Source organism: Legionella londiniensis, from assembly GCF_001467825.1.
GTDB lineage: Bacteria > Pseudomonadota > Gammaproteobacteria > Legionellales > Legionellaceae > Legionella_A > Legionella_A londiniensis.
Genome location: NZ_LNYK01000033.1, coordinates 93,977 through 110,192, shown reverse-complemented (window position 1 = coordinate 110,192; position 16,216 = coordinate 93,977). Strand labels below are relative to the sequence as shown.

The window sequence follows — 16,216 nt, the reverse complement described above, 5'->3', positions numbered from 1 at the left end:
CGTGTGGATATGTAGACGAGGATAACTTATGAATACACAAGATTTTTTAGCCGGCTATACCCGCCGCTTTGTGGATAACAAAGAAGAAGAATTGTCCCTTGATGAGTATCTGGAGCTATGCCGCACGGATCCTTCCGCCTATGCCAATCCTGCAGAAAGGCTTTTGATGGCAATCGGTGAGCCGGAATTGATTGATACACGCCATGATCCGGTATTATCCCGTATATTTTCTAATAAAATTATTCCACGCTATGAAGTATTCAGCGAATTTTATGGCATGGAGGAGCCCATAGAGCAAATTGTCGGATTTTTAAAACATGCAGCCCAGGGTCTGGAAGAAACAAAACAAGTGCTTTATTTGCTGGGTCCCGTGGGCGGCGGGAAGTCATCACTGGCAGAAAAGTTAAAAGATCTAATGCAAAAAATACCTTTTTATGCCATTAAAGGGTCGCCTGTTTTTGACTCCCCATTGTCCTTGTTTGATCCGGAGGAAGACGGGGATTTGCTGTTTGAACGCTTTGGCATTCCCCGCCGTCACCTGCGTTATGTGATGTCGCCCTGGGCCATTAAACGATTGCATGAATTCAACGGCGATATCAATCAGTTCCGTGTGGTTAAGGTAAAACCCTCGCGCATCCGCCAAATTGCGATCGCAAAAACAGAGCCCGGCGATGAAAATAACCAGGATATTTCATCCCTGGTTGGAAAAGTGGATATACGAAAGCTTGAAGAATTTTCACAGGATGACCCTGATGCTTACAGTTATTCCGGGGGATTATGCCGGGCGAACCGCGGTTTGCTTGAATTTGTTGAAATGTTTAAAGCGCCCATTAAGGTGTTGCATCCGTTGCTGACCGCCACTCAGGAAGGCAATTATAATGCGACTGAGGGATTATCCGCCATTCCGTTTGAAGGAATTATTCTCGCTCATTCCAATGAGGCTGAATGGCAAAGTTTCCGCAACAATAAAAATAATGAAGCATTTATCGACCGGATAAATATTGTCAAGGTTCCTTATTGTTTGCGGGTTTCAGAAGAAATTAAAATATACCGCAAACTGATCGATAACAGCTCGCTGTCAGAAGCGCCCTGTGCTCCGGGAACGCTGGATATGCTGGCCCAATTTTCCGTGCTGACGCGATTGAAAGAGCCGCAAAATTCAAGTATCTACTCAAAAATGCGCGTTTATAACGGGGAAAGCCTGAAAGACACCGATCCAAAGGCAAAATCCTATCAGGAATACCGCGACTTTGCTGGCGTGGATGAAGGAATGAGCGGTATTTCAACCCGTTTTGCATTTAAAATTTTATCCAAGGTATTTAATTTTGATCATGCTGAAGTGGCAGCAAACCCTGTCCATTTGCTCTACGTTTTGGAGCGGCAAATCGAGCAGGAACAATTCCCGCAGGAACTGCACGAAAAATATCTCAATTTCCTAAAAGAGTTTCTATCGCCCAAATATGTGGAATTTATCGGCAAGGAAATTCAGACTGCTTACCTTGAATCCTATTCAGAATATGGCCAAAACATTTTTGACCGCTATATCACCTATGCTGATTTTTGGATCCAGGACCAAGATTACCGTGATCCGGATACCGGCGAAATTTTTGACCGCGCTGCGTTGAACCTTGAGCTGGAAAAAATTGAAAAACCCGCAGGCATTTCCAATCCCAAGGATTTCCGCAATGAAGTGGTCAATTTTGTATTGCGCGCAAGAGCAAATAATCAGGGCAAAAATCCGCGCTGGAACAGTTATGAAAAATTGCGCACCGTGATCGAAAAGAAAATGTTCACTAATACGGAAGATTTATTGCCGGTTATTTCCTTCAATGCCAAAGCCTCAGAAGATGATAAGAAAAAACACGAGGAATTTATCGCGCGCATGGTGGAAAAAGGGTATACCCCCAAACAGGTTCGTCTGCTTTGTGAATGGTATTTGCGGGTGCGTAAATCACAATAGCAGCGGGTAAAATTCAACGACGCGCCAAAGGTTGATGGATAAGATGATGACCCAGTTAATTGACCGACGGCAAAATGCCGGAAAAAAAAGTACGGTAAACCGCCAACGCTTTCTCAGGCGGTATAAGAAGCAGATTAAGCGTGCTGTTTCCGATGCAGTGAGTAAGCGGAGCATCACCGAGATCGATCAAGGCGAGCAGGTTACCATTCCTGCCAAGGATATTTCTGAGCCGCGATTCAGTCATGGAACAGGAGGGCGCGTTGAGCGGGTATTGCCGGGTAATGATGAATTCATCAAAGGCGACCGCATCAAGCGCCCCAGCGCTCAGGGCGGCGGCAGTGGCGGCCAGGCCAGCAATCAGGGCGAAGGCGAGGATGATTTTATTTTTCAGCTTTCCCGGGAAGAATTTTTGGATTTGTATTTTGAAGACCTGGAATTGCCGGACTTGGTTAAAAAGGAACTGGCGCGGGTCAATACCTATAAAACCGTACGGGCAGGCGTCACAACGAGCGGCACGCCGACTAATATTAATGTGATTCGTTCCATGCGCCAGGCGACAGGCCGGCGCGTGGCTTTGGCGTCTCCCTACAAGCGGCAATTGCGTGAAGCTGAAGAGAAACTGCAACAGCTCAAGGCAAATCCCAACGCAGAACAATTGGCGATTTTGCGTCTGGAGCGTGATATTGAATTTTTAAAAAAGAAAATCAGTGCCGTACCTTTTGTAGATACCATTGATCTCCGTTACAACAACAGGATTCGTATTCCGGCGCCTTCAACCCAGGCTGTGATGTTTTGCATCATGGATGTTTCAGGTTCCATGGATGAGCCAAAAAAAGATATAGCCAAGCGCTTCTTTATTTTGCTGTATCTGTTTTTAACCAAAAATTATGAAAAAATCGAGCTGGTATTTATCCGCCACCATACGTCTGCCAAAGAGGTTTCCGAGGAAGACTTTTTTTACTCCCGTGAGACGGGAGGCACTGTGGTGTCAAGTGCGCTTGAGCTGTTAAGCCACATCATTGAAGAGCGCTACAGTCCGTCGCGCTGGAATATTTATGTCGCCCAGGCATCCGATGGGGATAACTGGAACGCTGATTCTCCCTATTGCCTGGAACTGTTGCAAGAAAAAATCATGCCGCTTTTGCAATATTTTGCTTATATTGAAATCATGCCGCGCCATCATCAAAGCCTGTGGGAAGTCTATCAACAGATACAAAAACGCTACCCTAATTTTGCCATGGAAAATATCGATAACGTCAATGATATCTATCCTGTGTTTAGAGAATTATTCAAAAGGAAAACGGTATGAAAAAGAAACCGTTATCAACTGGAGCTGAATGGACATTTGAATTGCTGCAGGCTTATGATCAAGAAATTGCCCGGCTTGCGAAAGAGTTCAGGCTCGATACCTACCCCAACCAGATCGAAGTCATAACGGCGGAACAGATGATGGATTGCTATGCCTCTGTCGGCATGCCCATCGGCTACCATCATTGGTCATTTGGAAAACATTTCGTCAGTGTTGAAAAAAGCTATCAGCGCGGCCAAATGGGTCTTGCCTATGAGCTTGTGATCAATTCAAATCCCTGTATTGCCTATTTAATGGAAGAAAATACCATAGCCATGCAGGCGCTGGTTATTGCCCATGCCTGTTATGGCCACAATTCTTTTTTCAAGAATAATTATTTATTTAAAATGTGGACTTCTGCGGATGCGATTATTGATTATCTCGTTTTTGCCCGCAATTATATCAGCGAATGTGAGGAGCGTTATGGCATCGATGAAGTGGAGGCAACACTCGATGCTTGCCACGCATTGATGAATTATGGGGTTGACCGCTACAAGCATCCATCGCCATTATCTATCCAGGAGGAAAAAATTCGCCAGCAAAATCGGGAAATGTATTTGCAATCGCAGGTGAATGAGCTATGGCGAACAATCCCTCGCAGTCGAGAAGTCAATGAATATTATGAAAAAAAGAGGTTTCCTGAAGAGCCCCAGGAAAATATTCTTTATTTTATTGAAAAAAATGCGCCTTTACTTAAACCCTGGCAACGGGAGATTGTCCGCATTGTCAGAAAGATTGCCCAGTATTTTTATCCTCAGGGGCAAACCAAGGTGATGAATGAAGGCTGGGCCTGCTTCTGGCATCATACCCTTTTGCATGCGCTTTACGATGAAGGGTTGGTCACGGATGAATTCATGCTGGAAGTGTTGCAAAACCACACCAATGTCATTATGCAACCGCCTTATAACAGCCCTTATTATTCCGGCATTAACCCATATACGCTGGGTTATCACATCATGCAGGATATCAGGCGCATCTGTGAAAATCCGACCGAGGAAGATAAACGCTGGTTTCCTCATCTTGCCAATACCGACTGGCTGGCAAGCCTTGATAATGCCATGCGCAATTATAAGGATGAAAGTTTCATTGCACAATTTTTGTCTCCCAACGTTATCCGGGAATTGAAACTCTTTCATATTGTCGATGATGATCAGCATCCTGAATTAGTGGTCGGCGCAATTCATGACGAAAGCGGTTATCAACCAATCAGAGAAGCTCTGTCGCGCCAATACAATCTTGGGCATCTTGAGCCTGATATTCAGATCTACTCTGTAGATATGGAAGGTGACCGTACTTTAACCCTGCGCCATACCCAACATAACCGCATTCCACTTGGCAAAACAACAGAGGAAGTCCTAAAGCATCTCTACACGCTTTGGAAATTCCCGATATGCCTTGAAACTGTGGATGCCTATGGTCAAGTCATTCAAAGTCATCGCTGCCCGCCCGCGGCAGATAAAATATCTATGAAAGAAAATTGATAAGCGCCGGGGTTTAAGCATAACAATATGCCCTGCCCGGCTTCTTCAGCCATTGCCAAGCATTTCTAATGGCAACAATGGGCTTCCAACAGATCTCAAACCAGTCCATCTCTACTGCCCATCATTGTGAGCGGCGATAAAAAACGCAATGGCGTTGGCTAATTTTTGTTGTTGATAATCATTTTCATTTGTTATAAAGTACCATTTTTTATTCTGGGTGAGTTCATTTATGAAAATAAAAAAAATACCTTATTACCTCATGTTGCTGCTGTTGACTGGAGGTGCCAGTTTAATTCTAGGTTTTTTAAGTTTTGGCGGCATGTATGCCTTAATCCCGCTTCTCCCGCTGGCATTTGCTGCATTTGTTCTTTCTGTCGCTTATGAAGGAGAAATTTATCTGCAAAATATTAATGGCGCACTCAATAAGCTCTTCAAGCACAAATATTTGCAGCGCCAGATAGCCAATGAGTACCTGTTGGCCCATTTCCCGGAAGATACCAAAGCAAACGATTGTCCGCAGTTTTTCAAAGATTATGCAGCGCAACTGCAGCTTTTGCACCAGTTCAGCCATAAACGCCTGGATAAGGAAAGCAAAAAAAGCAAAAAACAGATCGAAAAAACATTGCGCGATATGGAGCATTGGTTCGCAGAGCAATTGTTTTTGCGAGGAAGCTCGCAATTGACTGATTATGAGCAGGAATTGCAGGATTTTCTTGCAGTGAATAAGGCGCAGGCTGCCCGTGACAAATTTAACCGAAACCGGATTTATTACCATCTCGCCAAGGCATTCAGCGTGTTGGCAGGCGCGTTTATGGGGCTTGGTACCACATATCTTCTGGTAGAAGCTTTTTCTGTGATTCCTGCCCTTGCGGCCATTCCTTTTGGGCTTTGGCCATTGGCGATTGTGCCCATGGCGCTTGTTGCAGGCGTTGCCTATGGTCTTTTGACCTACAATGCCGTAACCGACATGATCAACAACGATACCATCCGCAAGTGGGGCAGAAAGGTTATCGATGACTTGAAAAAAGGCAACATCTTCATGCCGGCTACTGCGCTGGTGCTCGTCGTTCTTGCTCTGGCGCTCACCATCTGTACAGCAGGCACCTGGTGGACAGTGGCTAAACAGGCCCGTCCTTTATTCAGCTGGATGGCCAAGATGCCTGCTTTTATCATGGGGGTTATTAATCCTGTCATCACGGGTTTTTCCTCAGTGGTATTTAATCTGCAAAACACCAGCGAAACTCTGGAAATGATTGAAAGTGAGGTGAAAGCCCAAGAAAACTTTTTTGTCCGTGGTTTTCATCGGTTAAAAGAGGGTTTTTGGCATGTTTGGCAGCATGAAAATGCGCTGCAAATGTTGAATCCGTTCCGATTATTGCTGAAACTGACGCTTGCCCCTTTAAGGATCGTATTATTTCTTGGTCATTTAATCAGCATTGGCGTTACAGCTGATCGAGTGCCTGGCATTCCGCAGATTCTTTCAGCGCTTCTTGGTATTATCAGCGAAGGGTTTGAAGATGCTCATTATTTTATCGATCATGAGCATCACCATCATGGCGACCACCATGAGCATGATCCAAAAGCTTTGCTGGAAGAACGCTTAAGTGCGGGTCACAGCCACAGCCATGAGGCTGATTTGCCCACCCGTTTTCTGAAGCTTTGCTTTGCCCCGGTTTATCTTCTGGCTGCGGGCTGGGATTTTGTGGCAAGCCAGTTTAATTCTGAAAAACCAAAACTTAAGCCTTGGCGTGCCCTGGAGAAACAATTGGGCATTGCGGAAAAACAAAGCGTGACTGTAGCTGAACATGCCGAGCGCCCATCCGGGCAATGGACTAAAGAGCAGGCCATTTACCGCGTTCAGCGCTTTAAGGAAAAGCACCTGCAAGGCTCCATCATTGGTTACCGCCTGGCAAGGCAAAAACAAGGAGCGCTTAGCGACCTGCAGGCTAATTTACGGCTTGACAATGGGGAAGAGGTACAGAAAACGATTGGCTCATGTGCCCAAAATGACTCCATTAATCGGCACCGTTTCTTTGGTTTCGGACGCAAAACCCGCACTCAGGAGTTTTTGGAGAACGAGTTGCCGGAACGCCTAGGTTTAAAAGCCGGTTGAATCCTGTTGCAATAAATTTTTAAGTCCGGCCAGGTGTGAGCGTGCCAGCGCTTTGGACTTGGCCTCATCCCGTTCTTGCGGATTGCCATACCATTCCAATGAGTCTTTAGGTAATTCATCCAAAAAGCGGCTGGGTTGGCAATCTTGCAGCTCGCCGGCACGTTTTCGCTGCTTAGCGAGGGTTAACACCAAGGCTTTTTGGGCGCGGGTAATGCCAACATAGGCAAGGCGTCTTTCCTCTTCAATTTGTTCCTCCTCCATGCTGACGCGATGGGGCAGCAATTCTTCTTCCATGCCGACCAGGTAAACATAGGGGAATTCCAGCCCTTTTGAGGCATGAAGCGTCATCAGCTGCAGGGTGTTGCAATCCTGCTCATCCGCTTGTTCGAGAATGTCAATTAAAATGAGTTTTTGAACCACATCAGAAAGCGTGCTTTCTGGCTCGCGTGTCAGCATTTTTCCTATCCATTCAAGCAGTTCCAGGATATTATCCATGCGTTTTTGTGCTTTTAACGGTGAATCGCACTGCTCATAAAGATAGCTTTCATAGCCGCTATCGGTCAGCATTTCGCGCAACGCTTCAACTGTATTGCCCTGGCCGCATTTTTGCTTAACTTCCTCAAGCCAGCGTTTAAAAGATACTAAGGCTTCGCGGGGGCGCTCGGTCAGATATTCAGAGAGTGCCAGATGATCACAGCAGTGATAAAGGCTAAGCCCGCGGGACTCGGCATAGTTGCCAAGCGCCGCAAGGCTTGCCTCGCCGATGCCGCGTTTGGGGATGTTAATGATGCGTAAAAAAGATGCATCATCTGTTTCGTTGCACAACAGCTTAATATAAGCAAAAATATCTTTGACTTCAGTGCGGGAAAACCAGGATTGGCCGCCACTGATGCGGTAGGGAATGCTATGATGGCGGAGGATTTTTTCAAAAACCCGGGATTGGTGATTGCTGCGGTATAAAATCGCATAATCCCCATACTGACTGCGATTTTTAAGTTTATGGCTGATTAAATCCGCAACGACCTGTTCTGCCTCATGATCGTCATCCTTGCAGCATAAAACCCGAATCACTTCGCCATGGCCCAGTTCACTCCACAATTTTTTGGCAAAAAGGTGAGGGTTATTGGCGATTAAGTGATTTGCTGCATTGAGGATTAAGGAGGTTGAGCGGTAATTTTGCTCTAATTTGATGATCCTTAATTGCGGATAATCATGCTGCAATTTCGCAAGATTTTCAGGTCTTGCCCCTCGCCAGGCATAAATTGACTGATCATCATCGCCTACTACGGTAAACCTTGCGTGATGCCCAACCAGTAAACGAACCAGTTCATATTGGCTGGTGTTGGAATCCTGATATTCATCGATTAATAAATGGCGGATGTTGTTCTGCCAGTGTTCGCGGATATCAGGGAACTGCCGCAAGAGATAAACAGGAAGTCGGATCAAATCATCGAAATCAACAGCATTATATGCCTGCAGCGCTTGTTGATAGCGCGGATAAATGCCGACGGCTTCACTTGCCCAGGGTGAATCAAGATCTTTTTGCAGGATTTCTTCTGGCGCCAGCAACTCATTTTTCCATGCAGAAATCTGCTGCTGCATCTTCAACAACGTTTCACGGTCGGATGCGCGGGCAACGGGTAAAAGATTACGCAGCAACTGCAGGCTGTCTTCTGCATCAAATATGGAAAATCCGGCCTTTAACCCACACCTTTTAACATCCTGTTTAATCATGCCAAGCCCGAGCGTATGAAAAGTTGCAACTTTAAGGCCGCGTCTTTTGGCAGCGGGTAAAATGCCGTAAATCCGCTCGCGCATCTCATTAGCTGCTTTATTGGTGAAGGTCACAGCAAAGATATTTCGTGCCTTGAGCCCGCATGCTTCGATGAGATAGGCGATTTTTTGCGTGATTACCCGCGTTTTTCCGCTCCCGGCTCCAGCAAGCACTAACAATGGGCCATCAATGTATTTTACTGCAGCCAATTGTTGTGGGTTAAGCATCATTCATCCAACCTCGTCCAAAAAAGAGGCATTATGGCACGGATATGCCGATGAACAAATACGCTTCACACAGCCGCGCACGAGCAAGAGGGCTATTGCTTAAACTTACTTAAAATAATCCTTCAAGATACTGGTCATCAACGAGGCTCGGCAAAGTCACAAAGAGGCGCGGCTCCTCCTGCATGGCCCTTTGCGCTGTAAACAGCGCGCCTTGATTCCTGGCCCAGCTTCTTCTTGCAATGCCGTTATTCACATCCCAAAACAGCATGGATTTAAGGCGTCTTTCTGCTTCTGTTGAGCCATCAAGGACCAAGCCAAAGCCGCCGTTGATCACTTCTCCCCAGCCAACACCGCCGCCATTGTGTAAGGATACCCAAGTTGCCCCCCGGAAAGAATCGCCAATCACATTCTGCACAGCCATATCGGCAGTGAAACGCGAGCCGTCATATATATTGGCTGTTTCGCGATAGGGCGAGTCAGTGCCTGATACATCATGGTGATCTCGCCCTAACACAACAGGTGCCGTAATTTTTCCCTGGCGGATAGCGTCATTGAATACCTGGGCAAGCTTAATCCTGCCTGTTGCGTCGGCATAAAGAATTCTGGCTTTTGAACCGACCACCAAATTATTTTGGCCGGCAGCTTTTATCCATTGCAGATTATCCGCCAGTTGTTGCTTAATATCTTCCGGCGCTTCTTTCAGCAGCGATTCCAAAACATGGGTTGCCAGTTCATCAGTTAAAGCGAGGTCGTCCGCACTGTTTGAAGTGCATACCCAGCGGAAGGGGCCGAAGCCATAATCAAAGCACATGGGTCCCATAATATCTTCAACATAAGACGGGTATTTGAAAGACCCATCAGGGTTTAATATATCAGCGCCCGCGCGGCTTGCCTCCAATAAAAAAGCATTGCCGTAATCAAAAAAATACATCCCGCGGGCACTCATGGCGCCGATTGCGCGGGTTTGGCGGACTAGAGATTGTTGCACAGCCTGTTTAAACGCCTCTGGATTGTGCACCATCATATGCTGCGATTCAGTCAAGGAAAGTCCTGCAGGATAATAGCCGCCAGCCCAGGGGTTGTGCAGTGAAGTCTGATCAGAGCCTATGTCGACAAAAATATTCTTTAAAACCAGCGCTTCCCACAAATCAACAATGTTTCCTTGATAGGCGAGTGAAACTGCTTCCTGGTTTTTTTGGGCGGATTGCAGCCTCTGAAAAAGAGCCTCGAGGTTATCGTAAACTTCATCTACCCAGCCCTGCTTATGGCGCTTGCTGACTGCCATGGGATTGATTTCCGCAATAATCGCGATTGCGCCCGCAATAACTGCGGCTTTCGCCTGCGCGCCGGACATGCCGCCAAGCCCTGAGGAAACAAATAATTTTCCTTTTAAACTTTCGCCTTTTTTTGAAATGATGCGTCCTGCGTTCAAAATGGTGATGGTAGTGCCATGCACAATTCCCTGCGGGCCTATGTACATAAAAGACCCAGCCGTCATTTGGCCGTATTGGGTCACGCCCAAAGCATTAAATTTTTCCCAATCCTCTTGTTTTGAATAGTTAGGAACCATCATGCCGTTGGTGATGACAACCCGCGGCGCATCAGGATGGGACGGAAAAAGACCCAGCGGATGTCCTGAGTATAGGACCAGGGTTTGTTCATCAGTCATTTTTGCAAGGTACTGCATGGTTATAAGGTATTGCGCCCAATTTTGAAATACAGCGCCATTGCCGCCATAAGTGATGAGTTCATGCGGATGCTGGGCGACCTTGGGATCAAGGTTATTCTGCACCATCATCATAATGGCTGCGGCCTGTCTGGAGCGGTGAGGATATTCATCAATGGAGCGCGCAACCATCTCATATTGCGGACGAAAGCGGTACATATAAATTCGCCCGTAATGTTCTAATTCTTCTGCAAATTCTTTAGCCAATACCGGATGATGCTTTTGCTTAAAATAGCGAAGAGCATTCCGAACGGCCAGTTTTTTTTCTTCCCGGCTCAGGCAGTCCTTGCGCACAGGAGCATGGCTGATGGTTTGGTCATAAGCTTGTTTGTCGGGAAGTGAATCAGGGATACCTTGAAGAATCATATCTTTGAATGACATATGAATACCGTCTTTGTAACAATTCCTGCAAACTTATCATAGTAGCTGGTTATTGAAAAGAATGAGAAAATGGAACCGTAAGCTGTAAATTTTTCCCCTTTGAAACAATTCTGGAATGATTCTGTGCTAAAATAAACGTTTTTATCCTCATGAAACTTATGAAACACGATTCTTTGCAACGTTTCCTTTTTGAACATGCCAATATTCGCGGTGAAATTGCTTATCTCAATGCAGCCTATCAAACCATCATGAAGCAGCACCCTTATCCTCCCGCGATCCGGCGTTTATTAGGAGAAGCTTTGGTTTCTTGCCTTCTTCTGGCTGGAAGCATTAAATTTCAGGGGGAAATCAGCCTGCAATTTCATGGGGACGAGAATTTGCCGCTATTATTGGCCCAGTGCGATCATGAACTGCAAATCAGGGGCTTTGCAAAGTATAAGGAGGAGGGCAACCTGAATGAATATCATGAATCATTTATGCAGGGGAAAATGGTGCTGACAATCAATCAGTACAATCAACCCAAAGCTTACCAAAGTGTGGTGCCTATCCGTTCAGTTTCGATGGGCGAAAACGTCATGTATTACTTTGCCCAATCAGAACAGATATCGAGCCGTGTTTGGCTTGCGGTGAATGAGCACCAGGCAGCCGGAATGCTTTTGCAGTTAATGCCGGGGCAGGATACGGCGCAAAAAGAAGAATTTTGGGAATATGCCGTCCAGCTCGGGCAAACGATTAGTGAGGATGAATTGTTATCCCTTGATAATGAAACAATTTTACACCGTTTATATCATGAAACAGATATTCGTTTATTTGAACCGAGAACCGTACGCTTTCATTGCCGCTGCAGTAGAGAAAAAATGAAGCAGGCTTTAACCATATTAGGGGAAGAGGATTTAAAACAACTGCTCAAGGAACGCGAACAGGTCGAAATTACCTGTGAATTTTGTAATCAACAGTATGTTTTTGATGCAATCGATGTGGCAATGCTTTTCCATAAATGAGGCTTAAGCATAATAGACCCTATTAGTCCGTGTCATGCGGGAAATAGAGTCTGTTTAATTAAAAAACTTGATGACTGCTTCGGAAGAGGCGAGCGTGTCCTGATATCCAAGCTCAATCAATTCGAGAGTAAATTCTTTTTCAAATAATAGAAAACTCAATAAGTCGCCAGAATGGCTTTGCGCTCCCAATACATTCAATAAAAAACGCAACAGCGCGGGCATGGCCTGGTATTGCGCCTGGGCTATTTGCGCTATATTGATGCTTGGGCGCAAATGCAAGGTTTCGATTGGCCGCCAGGGCGAATGGCGTTTTTTCCACATGGAGAGCAGGCGTGCAATATCGTTCATGCGATTGACCATTTCAATATCACGGTCCAGGTTGTCAAGAAATAAACCGTTTAACATGTTCCCCAAAATATGGGCAAAACCAATATCGCCATTGCGCAGTTTTTCAGCCTCGATGAATATGGGTAATTGTCGGGTTCCCAGAATCAAAATTTTTTCCATGTTAAAGCGCACGGCGCCCCTTAAGGGAGAGACCAGTCCAATGCTTCCGTCGCCATAATGAAAGCCGTTGATTTTGACGGTTGGAAAAAAAAGAGGCAAGGCGCTGGAGGCAAGTATATGTTCCATGTCCATATCAACCCGCTGGCTGATATGGCGGGGATAGTGCCAATCTTCAAACTCAGTCTCATGATGCTGGTAAAATGAGATGGTTTGTTGGGTTTCATAACAATTGCTTATCACTTCCATGGTTTCAAGATGCGAGGCGGTGATGTTGGCTTTAATCCGGTCAAAATCAATATGTTCCTGAATGAACCGGTGTAACGGCTTGGTATCCAAAAGATGGCCGGAGTGGCGTTGTTTGATAATCAGGTGACTGAGGTTGCGAACAACCGATTTACCAAGTTCATAATTGCTGGTATTAAAAATGTCCATGCAGTGGATGTTGCTCCACAGCGCTTCCAGTTTTTCTACTCCGGCATTGAAATCATCGGCGTACTGGGCAATGATGGCAGCGTTAATACTGCCAACGCTGACCCCGCTTACCATAGCAAAAGGCAATGATTTGACCTTTAATATATGGGCTATGGCTTTCAATGCTCCGGCTTGATAAGCACCGCGCGCACCGCCTCCGGCTAAATACAGAGCTTTTTTTGCCATAGCTGTAGATAATTACAAATAAAATAAGTTTAAAAAAAATATAGTTGAAGCCATGGCCTCTGGCAAGAATAATTAAGATAAGGGATGCAAAATGACTTGCCATGTGTTGTTTTTAAAGCTTTTAGCGCAAAAAATATGCTAATGTTATCTTAATTTTTTATTGATACACTTATATATATGGGGAGAAACGGGGGAGTAGTGTCCATGGAAACAGATAATGAAGAGTCCGTCCGCTTGAGTCCTGAAGCGTATTTGCAAAAAGCTCAGGAAATGCTTGCAGATCCCGAATTTTCTCCCACCGCGAAAGAACGTTCCAAGTTAATTTTGGCCTTAAAATTTCTGCCGCTTTTGACTGGAATAGGCAATAACGTGATTGGTATCGGCTCGGCTATAGCTCAGCTGATAGCCATTGAAAAAAGCATTTCAAATGCGTTGCGCGCCACTTCCCATACCATTGCCGATAGTTTCCAGTATGCAGGGATTGCATTTGCTGCGCTGGATTTTATCCGCATTCCTGCCTTGTATCTTTCTTCCTGGATGCTCGGTGAAAAATCACCGGTTACGTTGTCCAAGAACGCACGCTGGCTGTATGCCGGTATTTTGCTGGGACTTGCCATAACAGCTCTTGCCGTGCCTGCGGCTGCTGCCCCCATTGCGCTTTTAACTGGGGTGATGGGGTTAGGGGTCAGCATATTCAGCATGGCCTGGTTTTTTCAGCGCAGGCAAGAAGTCAGGCAGGAATTAAACAAGATCAACAAAGCCATCAAAGGCGAAAACGCAAAACTGAAAACATTGCAAGAGCAGGCCAAAGAATATGAATCCAAACTGCAGGAGGCTATAAAAGCAAAGAACAAGGAAGTTATCCAGGAATATACTGCAAAAATTGAGAAGCTGCATCAGACGTTTGCATCGCAAAAAGAGAAGCTGCAAAACTTGCATGAGAGAAAAGAAAAGTATGAAAAAAAGAAATTAAAACGCGGCATGGGCGGCCTGGCAGACAAAACAGTCGGAGTTGGGCTATCTGCCCTGGCCTTAATTGGCCTTGTGACCTACTTATATTTTCCGCCGGCAGGCCTTGGTATATTGTTGGCTGGAGCTGCCATTGGCACATTATACATTGTAGCCCGGGTGACCTATCCTCTCATCAAAAATTTCGCGGCCTGGATACGGGAAAAAATAAGCGCACCAACCAGCAAGGAAGAAGGCGTACAGCAGGAAAATGAGGTTGCTCCGCAATTGAATGTTGTTCATGAGTCCCAGGCTACGGTACTCAACCAATTGGCTCAAAAGAGCGATAATCCGAAAAAAGGCAATAGCCAGACTGCTGAAAATCAGTCAGCAGAAAAAACAAAAACAGCAACAGAGCCCAAAAAATCTGGTGCTGCCTTGAGCTATTCCTCCCCTTGGTATTCATTTTTTTCTTTTAACCTGGCGAGGGGAAAAGCGCCTTCTGTGAAGCCTCCGAAAATCAACAATCCCAAGACATGAGTCACTCTATGGCGTGTCATACTTGTGCAAATTTTTCAGGTAGTATAAGGTAAAATTATCTCTTCCAGGGAATGGAGCCAATCATGGTGGCCTTGTTTTGTGAGCAACCCAGGGCTTTTTACATGATTTTTATGTTGGAGATATGGGAACGTTTTGGTTTTTATACTGTTCAGGGAATCCTTACCCTCTATTTCATCCGTTATCTCGGATTTGATGATATAACCGCTTATTACACTTTTGGTGCATTCTCTGCTCTGGTTTACGGCATGGTCGCTATTGGCGGCTATCTCGGCGACACAATACTCGGCACCAAGCGCACCATGGTTCTTGGCTTAATAACTCTTGCGGCAGGCTATGGCGCACTGACTTTCGCCAATCGGGAAGAGGTGTTTCTGGCTCTTGGGCTAATTTGCGTCGGCAATGGCTTATTTAAAGCGAATCCTTCAAGCCTTTTGGCCAAATGTTATGAAAAAAAAGACCACCGCTTGCACGGCGGATTTACGCTTTATTACATGGCAGTGAACATAGGCTCTACCTTGGCTCTTTTTGCGGGACCCACGCTGTCTGCGCTTTATGGCTACCCGTATGCTTATTTCCTGAGTTTTATCGGCTTATTGCTTGGCCTCATGAATTATTTTTTTCAGCGCAAGCATATTGCTGATATCCAAACCATCGCCGATTCCCGAAGCATTACGCTTTGGCAATGGAATATAGTGCTCATTGGTGTATTGCTGGCTACTATTGGGTCTGCCTATCTTATTCAGCATGTCATGATCGCCAAGGATATCGTCTGGGCAATCATGATTATGGTCTTGATTACTTATTTTATGTACATGCGCCGAGAAAAAAATGAAGTATTATTGCGCATGCTGCTGGCTTTTTTTTTGATGCTGGAAGGGGTGGTGTTTTTTACCCTGTATCAGCAAATGCCGACTTCTTTAAATTTATTTGCAGTGAATAATGTTTATCCTAATTTGTTTGGCATTCCCATTGATCCGCAGAGTTTTCAGGCATTAAATCCCATTTGGATAATTTTAATGAGCCCTGTCATGGCGACAGCCTATGAAAAGCTCTATCGTCGGCAGGTTCGGTTTGCCATTCCTTACAAGTTTGCTCTGGGCATGACGCTTTGCGGCTTAAGCTTTCTTATTTTATATTTTGCCCGTTTTCTGCATGATGATTCAGGGATGGTGTCCTCTTGGTGGCTGGTTGCCAGTTATTGTTTGCAAAGTGTGGGGGAGCTTTTGATTTCTGCATTGGGGGTAGCCATGGTAGCGGAACTGGTGCCTGCAAAAATTGCGGGTTTTGTGATGGGCATGTGGTTTTTGACTCCGGCACTTGCAGCATTTATTGGCGCCTATGTCGCTTCATTTACTGCCTTGCCGGAACATGTTGCCCCAGGTATTGAATCATTAATGATCTATACCAACGTTTTTGCCGCTATTGGGCTCGTTACCCTGGCCATCGCTATGCTGCTGTGGCTTCTTTCGCCTCCATTAACCCGTTTAATGGGACGCTAAGTGTTTTTTTTTATAATTTTATGTATTTTTTTC

General features: G+C 45.5%; 10 protein-coding genes. 7 read left to right on the top strand and 3 right to left on the bottom strand.

Going from position 1 to position 16,216, the window contains the following annotated elements:
* Positions 1–28: 28 nt before the first annotated feature.
* From Llon_RS09885 to Llon_RS09870, 4 genes are all read left to right on the top strand, one after another.
* Complete coding sequence (locus tag Llon_RS09885; RefSeq protein WP_058529895.1) at positions 29–1,960, top strand: PrkA family serine protein kinase; 1,932 nt, start codon at positions 29–31, stop codon at positions 1,958–1,960.
* 46 nt (positions 1,961–2,006) lie between these two features.
* Entirely contained in the window at positions 2,007–3,269 is a 1,263-nt protein-coding gene (locus Llon_RS09880) for a YeaH/YhbH family protein (protein WP_058529894.1), read from the top strand.
* Complete coding sequence (locus Llon_RS09875; protein ID WP_058529893.1) at positions 3,266–4,789, top strand: SpoVR family protein; 1,524 nt, start codon at positions 3,266–3,268, stop codon at positions 4,787–4,789. Before Llon_RS09880 ends, Llon_RS09875 begins: the two co-directional genes overlap by 4 nt.
* 229 nt (positions 4,790–5,018) lie before the next feature.
* On the top strand, positions 5,019–6,902 hold the full coding sequence (locus Llon_RS09870; protein ID WP_058529892.1) for a hypothetical protein: 1,884 nt from the start codon (positions 5,019–5,021) through the stop codon (positions 6,900–6,902).
* Here the strand turns inward: Llon_RS09870 and Llon_RS09865 are convergent.
* Entirely contained in the window at positions 6,888–8,903 is a 2,016-nt protein-coding gene (locus Llon_RS09865; RefSeq protein WP_058530077.1) for a UvrD-helicase domain-containing protein, read from the bottom strand. The two genes, Llon_RS09870 and Llon_RS09865, sit on opposite strands and share 15 nt — an antisense overlap.
* A 109-nt stretch (positions 8,904–9,012) precedes the next feature.
* The gene (locus tag Llon_RS09860) at positions 9,013–11,010 is read right to left on the bottom strand and encodes a urocanate hydratase (protein ID WP_058529891.1); all 1,998 of its coding nucleotides are present in this window, start codon (positions 11,008–11,010) and stop codon (positions 9,013–9,015) included.
* A gap of 158 nt (positions 11,011–11,168) precedes the next feature.
* On the opposite strand from Llon_RS09860, the gene hslO reads away from it, so the two are divergent.
* The gene (gene hslO / locus Llon_RS09855; protein ID WP_412754015.1) at positions 11,169–12,011 is read left to right on the top strand and encodes an Hsp33 family molecular chaperone HslO; all 843 of its coding nucleotides are present in this window, start codon (positions 11,169–11,171) and stop codon (positions 12,009–12,011) included.
* Positions 12,012–12,065: 54 nt separating this feature from the next.
* On the opposite strand, the gene Llon_RS09850 is transcribed toward hslO, so the two are convergent.
* Positions 12,066–13,175 carry a patatin-like phospholipase family protein gene (locus Llon_RS09850; protein ID WP_058529889.1) on the bottom strand — a complete coding sequence of 370 codons (1,110 nt, stop codon included), beginning with the start codon at positions 13,173–13,175 and terminating at the stop codon, positions 12,066–12,068.
* A gap of 204 nt (positions 13,176–13,379) precedes the next feature.
* Here Llon_RS09850 and Llon_RS09845 point away from each other — a divergent pair, with 204 nt between their 5' ends.
* Positions 13,380–14,663, top strand: coding sequence for a coiled-coil domain-containing protein (locus Llon_RS09845; RefSeq protein ID WP_058529888.1), 1,284 nt, complete (start codon positions 13,380–13,382; stop codon positions 14,661–14,663).
* 83 nt (positions 14,664–14,746) lie between these two features.
* Positions 14,747–16,183, top strand: a complete 1,437-nt coding sequence (locus tag Llon_RS09840; RefSeq protein ID WP_058529887.1) for an oligopeptide:H+ symporter — start codon at positions 14,747–14,749, stop codon at positions 16,181–16,183.
* Positions 16,184–16,216 lie beyond the last annotated feature (33 nt).